This is a genomic window from Streptomyces sp. DS1-CR2, from assembly GCF_055760475.1.
In genome coordinates, this window is record NZ_CM147085.1 from 526,364 (window position 1) to 538,730 (window position 12,367).

At 69.9% G+C, this 12,367-nt stretch carries 8 protein-coding genes and 3 pseudogenes; 6 read left to right on the plus strand and 5 right to left on the minus strand.

What is annotated here, in order from left to right; translation table 11 throughout:
• Positions 1–76 precede the first annotated feature (76 nt).
• Positions 77–895: pseudogene (locus tag ACY0PA_RS02645) on the minus strand (RNA repair domain-containing protein); the annotation flags it as partial.
• A gap of 318 nt (positions 896–1,213) precedes the next feature.
• On the opposite strand from ACY0PA_RS02645, the pseudogene ACY0PA_RS02650 reads away from it, so the two are divergent.
• The 6 genes and pseudogenes from ACY0PA_RS02650 to ACY0PA_RS02675 form a co-directional block, all read left to right on the plus strand.
• Positions 1,214–1,369, plus strand: a pseudogene (locus ACY0PA_RS02650) (pentapeptide repeat-containing protein); the annotation flags it as partial.
• 62 nt (positions 1,370–1,431) lie between these two features.
• A pseudogene (locus tag ACY0PA_RS02655) lies at positions 1,432–2,127 on the plus strand (pentapeptide repeat-containing protein); the annotation flags it as partial.
• A 90-nt stretch (positions 2,128–2,217) separates the two neighbouring features.
• A complete protein-coding gene (locus ACY0PA_RS02660; RefSeq protein ID WP_473083133.1) occupies positions 2,218–2,430 on the plus strand; it encodes a hypothetical protein in 213 nt (70 codons plus the stop codon).
• A 344-nt stretch (positions 2,431–2,774) separates the two neighbouring features.
• Complete coding sequence (locus tag ACY0PA_RS02665) at positions 2,775–3,098, plus strand: Ku protein (protein ID WP_473083134.1); 324 nt, start codon at positions 2,775–2,777, stop codon at positions 3,096–3,098.
• Positions 3,095–3,298: a hypothetical protein gene (locus tag ACY0PA_RS02670; RefSeq protein WP_473083135.1), complete on the plus strand. Its 204-nt coding sequence runs from the start codon at positions 3,095–3,097 to the stop codon at positions 3,296–3,298. Before ACY0PA_RS02665 ends, ACY0PA_RS02670 begins: the two co-directional genes overlap by 4 nt.
• Before the next feature lie 34 nt (positions 3,299–3,332).
• Positions 3,333–3,476 carry a hypothetical protein gene (locus ACY0PA_RS02675; protein WP_473083136.1) on the plus strand — a complete coding sequence of 48 codons (144 nt, stop codon included), beginning with the start codon at positions 3,333–3,335 and terminating at the stop codon, positions 3,474–3,476.
• 78 nt (positions 3,477–3,554) lie between these two features.
• Here the strand turns inward: ACY0PA_RS02675 and ACY0PA_RS02680 are convergent, their stop codons facing one another.
• The 4 genes from ACY0PA_RS02680 to ACY0PA_RS02695 form a co-directional block, all read right to left on the minus strand.
• Positions 3,555–5,609 carry a glycoside hydrolase family 6 protein gene (locus ACY0PA_RS02680; protein ID WP_473086217.1) on the minus strand — a complete coding sequence of 685 codons (2,055 nt, stop codon included), beginning with the start codon at positions 5,607–5,609 and terminating at the stop codon, positions 3,555–3,557.
• A 171-nt stretch (positions 5,610–5,780) separates the two neighbouring features.
• Complete coding sequence (locus ACY0PA_RS02685) at positions 5,781–7,316, minus strand: GH12 family glycosyl hydrolase domain-containing protein (protein ID WP_473083137.1); 1,536 nt, start codon at positions 7,314–7,316, stop codon at positions 5,781–5,783.
• Positions 7,313–10,075: a glycoside hydrolase family 48 protein gene (locus tag ACY0PA_RS02690; RefSeq protein WP_473083138.1), complete on the minus strand. Its 2,763-nt coding sequence runs from the start codon at positions 10,073–10,075 to the stop codon at positions 7,313–7,315. Before ACY0PA_RS02690 ends, ACY0PA_RS02685 begins: the two co-directional genes overlap by 4 nt.
• 205 nt (positions 10,076–10,280) lie before the next feature.
• Positions 10,281–12,107, minus strand: coding sequence for an endo-1,4-beta-xylanase (locus ACY0PA_RS02695; RefSeq protein WP_473083139.1), 1,827 nt, complete (start codon positions 12,105–12,107; stop codon positions 10,281–10,283).
• Positions 12,108–12,367 lie beyond the last annotated feature (260 nt).

Below are 12,367 nucleotides of genomic sequence, written 5' to 3' on the forward strand. Positions count from 1 at the left end.
GCCGGGCCGGCCGAAGCCCGTGCGCGTCTGACTAGACGGGCGGTGAGGCGGAGGCTTGCCCGGAAGGGGCCGGATTCTCCGGGTGACGTACGTCGCCGCTGCCGAGCAGGACGCGGGCCCGGACCCGCATCATCTCGTCGCCGCGCCGGGAGAGCACGACCAGCTCGTCGACCCGGGCCGTCATGGGGCCGAGGAGGGCCTCCACCTTGCGTGCGAGGAGGTGCGGGTCCGGGGTACGGCCGAGGGACAGGTGCGGGGTGAAGCCGTGCGAGTGCGATCCGCACAGCGGGAAGCGGAGCTCCAGGGATTCCCGCAGCCGCGCCCAGGGCTCGTGGTCGGCGGCGGCCGGGTCGAGCCAGACGGTGGCGTCCTCGCGGTGTCCGAACCAGTGGACGCCCGCCAGGCGGGCCAAGAACGGCGGCGTCTCGGCGAGCGCCGCGGCGACCAGCGGCACGGCCCGGGCGAACTCGGCCTCGGGGACGAAACCGAAGAGCACGTTGACGTGCGGCGGCCAGCGGCGGATCTGCCGGTCGTGTTCGCGGCGAATGTGCTGGATCGGCGGCCACAACTTTGCCGGCGGCAGCCAGGCGAGGGCGGTGCGGTTCGTCGACGGGACGGCGAGGACGTCGCCGGGTGCCGGGGCCGGCACGGGACCGACCTGCCCGACGAGGGTCTCGTCGAGCCGGTCGACGCCGCAGGCGCGGTCCCAGACGACCTCGCCGTCCGCCTCGAAGAACACCACCCGGTGCCACGGGATCTCCCCGCCCGGCACGAAGTCGCCGAGCAGGACCCGCTTCGGCGGGGCCCCGCGCTCGGCGACCCCCATCACGAACCGCTCGGGGTCGAAGCGCGGGTCCCAGAGCACCCGGTGGTAGATCTCGTCGCTGGTATGCACGTCAGCACCTGCCCTCGACTATCAGGGTGACGCGCGCCCGGTCGACCCTGCAAATCAACGCCCGGCCCGCCCACGTCGCTGCGGTTACGGCAGGTGAGCGAGGGACAGCGGCGGTTTTCGCCCCGGACTCCCACCTCGGACAGGGGACCCGCGAGTAGGACTGTCGACGCCCGCCGTTTGCCGACACTGCCGACCTGCGGGCTTCGAGGCTTCGACACTTCGACACTTCGACACTTCGATACTTCGACACTTCGAAGATCAGCCGGTGGCCAGGCCCGCTTCGACGGAGCACATTTCTCCAGCGAAGCCGGGTTCAATGTGGCACGGTTCTCCGGAAATGCCCATTTCCACGCGTGGTTCTCTCACGACGCTCAGTTCCAAAAAGCACAGTTCGTCAAAAACGCGGAGTTCGCCAGGGCGCAGTTCTCCGGCGATGCCAGGTTCCACGCAGCGCATTTCTCCGCCGGCGTAGGTTTTGCCGAGGCGCAGTTCTCCAGCGGTGCCTGGTTCAGAGGTGCGCGGTTTGCCACACATGGCCCTGCCGGTGGAGCCGCCGACGCACCCTGGCCGAGGAACACCACTGGCGCGCACAGAGCGCCGGCCAACCAGCCCTGCCCACAGGCCAGACCCCTGCCCCACGGGACTGGCGTACCGGACCTCATCACCCCGGCCCCGACCTCACCCCGGACCCGGAGAACGTGGCCGCTCTGTACCGGCAGCTGCGCAAGGCGTTCGAAGACGGCAAGAACGAACCCGGCGCGGCCGATTTCTAGTACGGCGAAATGGAGATGCGCCGCCACGATCGCGCCGGCACCCCGCGCGCCGAACGCGGCCTGCTGTGGGGTTACTGGCTGCTTTCCGGCTACGGTCTGCGTGCCGCGCGCGCCGTCGGCTGGCTGGCCCTCGCGATGATGACCATGATTCTGCTGATGATGGGCCTCGGACTGCCGAATGAGTCCCCGAAGCAGGAGGCGATCGACGTCGTCCCACCTGGCGGTGGCAGGGTCACATTCGACATCGACAAGGATGATCCGAAGAACCCGACTGGTGACCGGTTCACGACGGAGCGGTTCGAGAGAGCACTGAACGTCACCCTCAACTCGGTCGTGTTCCGTTTCAGCGGCCAGGACCTCACCACCACTGGCACGTACATCGAGATGGCAACCCGGCTCTCGGAGCCGGTGCTGCTTGGTCTCGCGGCGCTCGCGATCCGGGGCCGGGTGAAGCGGTAGCAGACGGGGACCTCGCGGACCGGGCAGACGCGGTCCGCCGCGGCCTGCATCCGTACGCTCACCGTCGTCCAGGCCGCAGCTGTTTACACGGTGCCCGTCGCCCTCTTCGTCACCTGCGTGTGGCTCCTGCACCGACGGGCCGCTCAGTTGTCCACGGCGGCCAACGTGCTTCCGCCTGTCGCGGCTCTGGCCATCCTCGCCTCGACGGTCACACCGTTCCCCGTGCTCGGCACCGGCGTCATCGCTTCACTGCTCATCGCGGGCTCGCTCGTCCTCGTGCGCCACGAAGGTTCGGACGCCTGAGGGCGCCCCGCGTCGGTCGGAGCGCCCTCCCTGCCGCGGAGCGTCAACAACGCTCATGCTCAATACAGGGGTCCTGCAGACGGTGCGCACCATCAGCTTCTGTTTGACGACGGCGATGAGAGAGCCCGTCGGCTGGAGGCCGCCTCCGATGCAGTTCGCGCTCGGTTCGGCCCACACGTCACCCAGCCCGCCGCTACTGCACCAAAGAATCCGTGACCGGATCAGGGGTGTGGTGTGCGGAGTGGCTCCGATGGTGTCGACATCCCGGCCGGAGACGTTCCAGGAACGAGCACTGAGCCCCGTCTCGACCTAGCATGAACCCCTGGTCAGCCAGGGAGGGCGCCATGCCCCGGCCCATCTGGAGCGGATACATCAGCTTCGGACTCGTCTCGGTGTCCACCCGCGTCCACCCCACCGTCGAACCACCCGCCGCCCCGCTCCACCTGATCCACACGCACGACAACGCCCGAGTGCGGATCCGCAAGTTCTGCGAACTCGACGGGAAGCAAGTCTCCGCACAAGAGATCACCCGCGGCTACGACACCGCGCACGGCACCGTCGCCGTGAGCGACGCCGACCTCGACGCGTTGCCGCTGCCCACCGCCCGTGCCATCGAGCTCATCGGCGTCCTGCCCGCCGAACGGATCGAGCCCACTCCGGCGTGGTGAGTACCACCGCCGACCTGAACACCTTCTTCCGTGCCCTGGCCGGCGGCCGGCTGCTCCCCGCCGAGCAGTGGCGCGAGATGCGGCAGACCGTCCAGCGCACCGACGACCCGGACGACGTCGCCGAAATGTCCGAGGGCGCCTACGGCCTCGGGCTGCGCCAGATCCCCCTTTCCCTGCGGCGGTTTCCACTACACCCATGAAGGCGACGGAGTAGGCGTCAACACCCGTCCTGCCGTGAGCGCGGACGGCAAACGCGCGGTGGCCGTCTCGATCACCACCACCACGGCGCCGTCCGACCTGGCCGCCCTCAACCGCGCCACCGGCACGCTCGTCGACCATGCCCTGTGCGACAGTCCGACATCCCTGAGCGCCAGTTGAGCGCCAGTTGTGGCACTCGCCCCCGGAGCGAAAAACCCCGGGGGCGCGTCGCGCCGTACGTGAGTCAGGCCTTGCGGGTTACGGGGCGGTGGCCCACACGAGCTGGCCGCCGGAGTAGACGCCGATCTTCGGTGCATCCGTGTAGGAGCTCGCGGTGCCGTGGCTGTAGTCGTCGGCCTCGTTGAAGTTCGACCAGTCGGCCCGGTGCAGCCGCAACTGGATGTCACCCGTCGAGGCACCCGCGGCGAGCGTGCCGCCGGTGACATTGACCTTCAGGTAGCGATTGGCCCCGGTGGTCGTGCCGTTCGTCGTCACCGAGTGGGTGAGGTTCGAGCAGCCGATCTGCGCCCAGTCACACCACGTCGTGTACGAGGAAGCCGAGTCGTCGAACCAGTAGCGGATCTCGACATCCTTCAGACTCTGCGCACTGGACCCGGTGTTGACCAACTGCAGATTCATCCCGATGGCGTTGTCCGTCAGACTCGTATCGCTCGTCTTGTACTGCACCTTCAGGTTGCCGGTACTCGTCCCACCCCCCGAAGTCGTCGTGCCGGCGACCTGGGCGGACTGGGCCGAGGCGTTCCCGGCCGCGTCCCGCGCCCGCACCTTGTACTGGTAGGTGGTGGAGGCGGTCAGACCGCTGTCGGTGTACGTCGTGCCGCCGGTGGAACCGACGAGCGTCCCGTTGCGGTACACGTCGTACGACGCGACGCCCACGTTGTCCGTCGAGGCGGTCCAGGACAGCGACACCGACGACGAGGTGACGCCCGTCGTCTTCAGCCCCGCCGGGACGCTCGGCGCCTGGGTGTCGGTACCCGGGTCCCCGCCGCCGTTCAGCGGTGGGTAGGCGTTGGTCAGCAGCATCTGGAACTGTGCGGAGAACCAGCGGCCGGCCAGCGGGGCGTCGGCCATGGCGCCGGTCGGGTTGTTGCCGTTGCGCGCGTTGCCCCCGTAGGTCGGGTCGCACATCCGGTCGAAGCCCTTGCCCTCGTCGTTGTCGATGGGCTCGCTGTTGCCGTCCGACTCGCCCGGGGGCTTGGCCCACACGTACGCGTCGATGCCCGGCTCGGGCGCGGTCTGCGGGCGCTCGCCGACTCCGGCGCCCTGCTGGTTGCACCAGTTGCCGGTGTGGAAGCGGCGGTCGATGCGGCCGCCGTCAACGTAGGCGTCGACGGAGGTCTGCGGGCCGGGTCCGGTGGGTCGTGCGGTGCCGCCCCAGCCGTTGCGGGCGGTGTCGATGAGCATGCCGAGGCCGGAGTTGAAGCCGCCGCGGCTGACCAGGCGGTCGCGCAGCGCCTGGGCGTAGGACAGCTCGTCGACGTAGTAGTTCCAGTCGACCCACTTGGACTGGCGCACGGTGGTGCCGTTCACGGAGTCGGTGACCTTGAAGTTCGGCTCGTGCAGCGCCCCGTAGTTGGCGGTGTTGACGATGAAGCCGGCGACGTCGTCGACCGTCGCGCCCTCGGTGGTGGCGGCGATCTTGAACTCGTCGACGGCCGGGTCGAAGTTGGTGTCCCAGCCGAGCCAGCCGTGGTGGCCTGCGTCGATGTAGTTGTAGACGTTGGGGATGTCGCCGAGCTTGTTCAGCGCGTAGCCCACGCCGTGCTCGTACGCCCCCAGCTCCTTCACGTGCCGGCAGGCGTCCGTGGCGCCGGCCGCGCTGCCCGCGTTGGTGACCATGTTGGGCAGCGAGTCCGGCTCGATCAGCGCGGAGATCCGCAGTGCGGCGTACTTCGGGTCGGCGAGGATCGCCGCGATCGGGTCGATGTACTCCGACTTGTACCGGCTGAGCTCCTCCGCCTTCAGCTCGCCGTTGGAGGAGAGCGCCGAGCAGTCGCGGCCCGGCAGGTCGTAGATGACGACCTGGAAGAGCGTGGCGCCCTGCGTCAGCGCGGTGTCGAGATGGGCGCGCAGGCCGCGGCCGTTGGAGGTCCCGGTGATCGCGGCGATCCGGTCCATCCAGACGAAGCTGGGCTCGTCGGCGATGGCGGAGCCGCCCGGCTCGGCCTTCGCCTTGGCGGACCAGTCGGGGTTGACGTAGGGCTTGGCGCCCACGTACGGGTTGTCGACACGGGCCGCCGCGGCCGCCGAGGCAGGCGCGCCCGGCAGTGCGACGCTGAGCGCGGCGCCCATGGCGAGCGCCGGCAGCAGCGCCGCGAGCCGCCTGAAGCGACTCTTGCGACTTGGGTGCGTGGTGGTGGTCATCGGGTTCTGGTGCTCCTCTCGGATAAGGGTGTGCGGAGGTACGGCCCGGTGGCGGGAGGCAGCGGGAAGGATTCCCGCCACCGGGTGTCTGGGGGTGGATCAGGGCGCGGTGCCCCACAGGAGCTGGCCGCCGGAGTAGACGCCGATCTTGGGTGCGTCCGTGTACGAACTCGCGGTGCCGTGGCTGTAGTCGTCGGCCTCGTTGAAGTTCGACCAGTCACTGCGGTGCAGCCGCAACTGAATGTCACCGGTCGAAGCGCCCGCGGCGAGCGTGCCGCCGGTGACGTTCACCTTCAGGTAGCGATTGGCCCCGGCGGTCGTGCCGTTCGTCGACACCGAGTGGGTCAGGTTCGAGCAACCGATCTGCGCCCAGTCACACCACGTCGTGTACGAGGAAGCCGAGTCGTCGAACCAGTAGCGGATCTCGACATCCTTCAGACTCTGCGCACTGGACCCGGTGTTGACCAACTGCAGATTCATCCCGATGGCGTTGTCCGCCAGACTCGTATCGCTGCTCTTGTACTGCACCTTCAGGTTGCCGGTAGCCGTCCCACCGCCCGGCGTGGTGGTGACGCTCACCGGACCGGCGGGCGGCGAGACGTTCCCGGCCGCGTCCCGGGCGCGCACGGTGTAGCTGTACGCGGTGGATGCCGTCAGTCCCGTGTCGGTGTACGTCGTGCCGCCGGTGGAGCCGACGCGCGTGCTGCCGCGGTACACGTCGTACGACGCGACGCCGACGTCGTCCGTGGCGGGGTCCCAGGCCAGCGAGGTGGACGACGAACTCGCCCCGCTGGACCGCAGGTTGCGGGGCACGGTCGGCGGCGTGGTGTCCCCGCCGCCCACCGGGCCCTTACTGGCGTCGAACGAGAAGGAGTTCACGCCCAGCCCCTGGCCGCCCTGCCAGATCTCGAAGCCGGCCTCGGCGTCGATCAGGTAGTGCGCGGGGTTGATCTGGCCGCGTGCGGTGGCGTCGTCGACGAGGCGCTTCACGTCGAGGTCGGTCACCGCGGTGGCGCCGCCCTGCAGCACGTACGAGACGACCTTCCACCCGGAGGCGCCCGGCCCGGTCCACACGTCCCAGGTCCGGCCGTCCATGGTGACCGTGGCCGTGCGGGAGCCGATGGGCTGGACGCCGCCGCGGTGGTTGATCCAGATCATCAACTCGGTGCCGTCCGGCTGGTCGTCGGTCGTGGGCGTGGAGTTGAACCACAGGTCGTACGCGGCGTCCCAGACGCCGGAGGCGACCTGCGTGGTGTCGAACGTAGACCGGGCGCTGCCCAGCTCGCTCACCCGGATCGGCAGGCCGCTGTTCGCGGTGCACGCGCCCCAGTGGCAGCCCTTGTAGCTGGACGGGTATGTGGCCGGCGGCCCCGCCGTGGTGAGCGAGAAGTTCGCCTCGGTCACCTTCCAGGCGCCGGTCGCGGTGTCCACGCTGACGCACTGGCGGGCCGAGGAGTTCCACTCGTTCTGCTGGTACATGTACGCGCCGCCCTGCACCTCGGTGGTGCCCCACTGAGTGCAGTCGGTGACCGACGCGGCCGCCGCCGGGCCCGCGCCGGTGAACAGCGCGAGCCCGGCGAGCAGGATGCCCGCGGCGGAGGCGGCGAGGGCGCCGCGCAGGTGTCGTCCCGTCACGGCGCCGCACCCCAGACGAGCTCGCCGCCGACATACGCGGTGATCTTGGAGGCGTCCGCGAAGGACGCGTTGGTGCCGCGGCTGTAGTCGTCGGCCTCGTTGAAGTTCGACCAGTCGCTCTTGTGCACGCGCAGCTGTATCTCGCCGGAGTCGCCGCCCGCGGCGACGCTACCCGCGCCGGCGCTGAAGCCGACCTCCAGGTAGTGGTCCGCGCCGGTCTTCGGGCTGCTCATGGCGACCACCCGGTGGGTGATGTTGGCGGCGCCGAGCATCGCCCAGTCGCACCAGGTGCTGTACGTGGACGGGCCGCCGTCGCCGGTGAAGTAGTAGCGGACGGTCACCGTGGACAGGCTGAGCGCGCCGCCGCCGGTGTTCCCGACCTTCAGGGACATGCTCAGGGCGTTGTCGGTGGCGTTGGAGTCGGTGCTCTTGTACTGGACCTTGGCCCCGCCCGTACCTCCGCCGGCCTTGGTGGTGCCGGTGGCCTCGGCGGACAGTGCGGAGGCGTTGCCCGCAGCGTCGCGGGCGGCGACCCGGTAGTGGTAGGCGGTGGCGGCGGAGAGCCCGCTGTCGGTGTAGGTGGTCGCGGTCGGGGTGCCGACCGGGGTGCCGTCGCGGTAGACGTCGTACGCCGCCACGCCGGTGTCGTCGGTGGACGCCGTCCAGCTCAGCGACACGCTGGTGCCGGTCGTCGCCGTCACCGTCAGGCCGGTCGGGACGGTCGGCGCGGTGGTGTCGCTGCCGCCGCCGGGGCCGCCCTCGTCGCCGAGGAGCTCGGCGTACGAGGCGAAGGCGAGCGCCAGCGCCGCCTGCGCCCAGAAGCGGTGGTACGTGAAGACCGGCGGGGCGCCGCCGTCGAGGTACGTCTGCACCTTCGACCAGCCCGGCTCCTGCTTGAGCCACGGCCGCATCCCGATGAAGGTCGTACCGGTGCCCAGCTTCACGCCCTGCGGGGAGGTACCGGACCAGCTCGCCGGGAAGTACACCGGGTCGTCGAAGCGGTCGTAGTCGCGGCGGGTCTCGGGGACGGCGATGCCCTTGGTGTCCGCGTGCCCGGCCATGGCGTCGAGCAGGGACTTGGCGAGTCCGGCGGCGTCGGCGTCCCCGGACTTCGCGGAGTAGTAGATCAGCGTCATGGCCAGCGCCGCGCCCACGCCGACGTCGTCGCTGTAGTCGACGACCGACACGTGCAGGCCGGTGTTGGCGCCGGGGCTCGCGGCGTTCCAGGTGTCGGGGGCGCCGGTCCAGCCCAGGGTGGAGGGGAAGCGGTAACTGCCGTCGGAGCCGACGGTGGTCTGCCCGGAGGCCCAGGCCACCCACTTGTCGAGGACCGCCTTGGCGGTCGCGTTGTTGGTGACGTAGTAGTACTGGGCGACGCGCTCCATGCACCACACCTGGAAGCCGAACCAGTTGTTGCTGGGCGGATCGTGGTAGACGGGCTGCCAGTCGTACGCCATGCCGTAGAAGGTCGGTGTGCCGGCCGGCGGGGTGCCGTACTGGCCGTCCCAGCTGTTGGAACAGCCGCCGGCGAGCGCGCCTTCGGCGGACTGCAGCCAGCGCAGGAACTCCAGCTGCCGGGTGAGCGACTTCTGCCAATCGCCTTTCGCGGTCGGCGACTTGGGGGTGAGGGCGGGGATGGTGGACAGTGCCCAGGCGGCGAGGGGGTTCTGGTAGCCCTGGTGGGCGATGCCGTCGCCGATGCGCCAGGCCCAGCCGCCGCCTGTGCCGGCGGAGCCGCCCCAGGCGTAGTACCAGGACAGCAGGTAGTGCTGCGCGTCGCGGCCGGAGGCGGCCTGGCAGCCGGTGGGGCTGGTGCAGTTGCCTATTTTCTTGAAGTACTTGTCGAACATCGCGTAGCGCAGGTAGTCGCCCATCTTCGCGGCCTTGGCCACGGAGGCGGAGACCTGGCTCGCCTTGCCCTGTGCCGTCGCCCACGTCAGCGCCCAGTACGCGGCCTGCACGGCGCGCGCGTCGGCGTCGGGGGCGTTGGTGTACTTCCACTGCTTCGCGTACGAGGCGTCCTTGACGAAGAGGTCGAGGTAGCCGTTGGGGCCGCCGTACTTGAAGAGGTCGGTGCTGGGCTGCGGGACGGTCTCCCAGACGGACTCCTGGGCGCCACGCTGGTAGCTGTTGACGAAGGACGCCATCTTTCCCGGGCCGAGCTCGTCGCCGGTGCCGGGCTTGTTGCCGAAGCCGTAGACGTTGTCGAGGTCCATCAGCCAGTGCATGCCGTAGACGTCCATCGTCCCGTACGCGGAGGCGAGTTCGGTGGCGATGGGGTCGGAGCCGACGGGGACGGACGAGTCCATCTGGGACGGGTAGCTGGTGACCTGCGGGTGCTCGGGCGCGTAGGTGGCGGGCTTGGAGGGGGTGTACGAGTCGTTGGTGGGCTGGTCGTTGTGCGGCGGGATGATCGAAGCCTCGGCGACCTCCCAGGACTTGTTGAACGGGGCCCAGTCGCCGGTGACCCGGCCGTACGCCGCCTCCAGCCAGATCCAGAAGCTGAACGCCTCGGAGGTCGTCTGGTGGCCGTGGTCGGGGGCCTCGACGATCAGGGTCTCGGCGCAGTGGTAGGGAATGCCGTCCGGGCTGAAGTAGCCGCTGGCCGGGTTCTTGATCTTGTTGTACTGAGTGAGGAAGGCCTCCGTGTAGGGGCCGTTGGCGGCGGCGGCCACCTGTGCGGCGGACCCGTCCGGGGCCTCGGCGGCCCGGGCGAGTGCCTGCCCGGCGCCGAGGGCGACGAGCGCGCCGCCGGCCACGCCGACGAAGGACCGCCGGGAGAGTAACGAGGATCTTTCGGATCGTTCAGGCATTTCGGGGTGTGCGGACACAGGTCCTCCAAGAGAGGGTCCGGATGCGAGTGGAGGTGGTGGAGGTGCCGCCGTGCCGAGGCTGCTCGCCATCCCGGCGTGGCGGCACGCTGGCACGGTCCGGGCGCGCGGAGCCGGCCGCCCGGACCGTGGTTCAGGGAGTGGTGCCGTAGACCGTCTGACCGTCGAGTTGGACGGTGATCTTCGGTGCGTCCGCGAAGGACGTGTTCGTACCGCGGCTGTAGTCGTCGGCCTCGTTGAAGTTCGACCAGTCGCTCTTGTTGAACCGCAGTTGTGCCTCGCCGCTCGAGGCCCCGGGGGCGAGGCTGCCCGCCGTGGCGGCGAATCCCAGCTCCAGGTAGTGGTCGGCGCCGGCCGTCGGGCTGCTCACCGCGACGACCCGGTGCGTGAGCGTCCCGCAGCCGAGCACCGCCCAGTCGCACCAGGTGCTGTACGTCGTGGCGCCGGACTCGCCGCTGAAGTAGTAGCGGATGGTCACCTTGGAGAGATCGACGGCCGAGTCACCGGTGTTGACCAACTGCAGCCCGGGCTTGATCGAGTTGTCACCGGCGGACTGGTCGTTGTTCTTGTACTGGACCTTCAGGGCGCCGCCGCCCGTGCCCGCCGACTGCGTCGTGGCGCTCACCGGAGCGGACTGCGCCGAGACGTTCCCGGCCGCGTCGCGGGCCCGCACCGTGTACGCGTACGCGGTGGAAGCGGCGAGCCCGCTGTCGGTGAAGGACGTGCCGGAGGCCGTCCCCGCCTTCGTACCGCCGCGGAAGACGTCGTACCCGGTGACGCCGGTGTCGTCGGTGGCGGCGTTCCACGCCAGGGAGACGGAGGCCGAGGTGGTGCCGGTCACCCGCAGCCCCGACGGCACACTGGGGGCCTGGGTGTCGGCCGCGCCGGTCTCGCCGAGGGCCTTGCGGATCGCGTCCGTGACGACGGGCTTGGGCTGCAGGTTCCCGTCCCACGGGAGGGCCGAGCCCTCGCCGTTGAAGACGCCGGGGATCCAGGAGTACTTGTCGGTGTAGTCCCAGACGGTGATCCCGACGCACCGGGTGACGGCCAGGCAGGCCTCGGTGACCCGGCGGTAGTAGTCGGCCTGAGTGGCCTCCTTCGCCGAGTCCATCGGCAACTGCATCCGCACGTCGAGCTCGGTGACGGCCACGTCGAGGCCGAGGTCGGCGAAGCGCTGCATGTTCTGCTGCATCTGGTTCGGGAAGCCGTACTGGATCGCCAGATGCGCCTGCAGCCCGACGCCGTCGAGCGGCACGCCGGCGGCCTTCAGATCGCGGGCGAGGGCGTAGAGGGCGTCGCTCTTCGCGCCGAGGCCCTCGACGTTGTAGTCGTTGATGTACAGCTTGGCGTCGGGGTCGGCGGCCCGGGCGGCGCGCAGGGCGTGGGCGATGAAGTCCTTGCCCATGGCGTTGTAGAACGGCGAGTTGCGGAAGCTGCCGTCCTCGTTGAAGGGCTCGTTGACGACGTCCCAGGCGAACACCTTGCCGCGATAGTGGCCGGCGACATTGGCGATGTGGTTCTCCATGGCGGGGCGCACCTGCGAGGCGGGCAGCTGTCCCACCCAGCCGGGCAACTGGCTGTGCCACACCAGCGTGTGGCCGCGAACGCTCTGGCCGTGCGCCTCGGCGAAGTTCACGATCTGGTCGCCGCCCGTGAAGCTGAACTGCCCCTGGGTGCGCTCGGTGCTGTCCCACTTCATGGAGTTGCCGGGGGTGATCGGCCCGAACTGGGAACCCAAGGTCTGGGTGTACGGGGCGTCGGACAGCTCCCCGTTGTCGGTCGCCGAGCCGAAGTACCTGCCCTTGGCGTCGGCGAGCTGATGCAGCGTCGGCGGCTCGGCCGCGGCCGCCGGCGACGGCGTGAGCCCGATCGCGGCCGCCGCGAGGGCGAGGGTGGCGATCAGGGCGGCGATGCTGCGAGACGCCCGCCTTCGGGCGGGGGGTGTGGGCGCCAGCGTCATGCTGGTTCCTCTCTCCGAATGCGGGAGGGGGCGCACGGGCGTCACCGAAGCCCTGCGACCGGGGTCCCACCGGTCACGGCGCACCGTCTCCTCCCCCGCGGCTCTGATGGGAGATGTTGCAAGCCTTGAAGTTGTGGGAGCGCTCCCAAATTGCTGTAGTGGGGTGCACCTGTCAAGAGGTGGGTCGAAACTTGCGTGTGATCTGGCGACATTGTCGACGGCCCGGGCTTTGCGGATGTCGGCACTCCGCCAACATGTGA

What these genes read in the sequence shown, in the direction of transcription:
- ACY0PA_RS02665 (WP_473083134.1), top strand. Translation starts at nt 2,775, where the DNA reads ATGCCCCGGCCCATCTGGAGCGGATACATCAGCTTCGGACTCGTCTCG.
- ACY0PA_RS02680 (WP_473086217.1), bottom strand. Translation starts at nt 5,609, where the DNA reads ATGGGCGCCGCGCTCAGCGTCGCACTGCCGGGCGCGCCTGCCTCGGCG.
- ACY0PA_RS02695 (WP_473083139.1), bottom strand. Translation starts at nt 12,107, where the DNA reads ATGACGCTGGCGCCCACACCCCCCGCCCGAAGGCGGGCGTCTCGCAGC.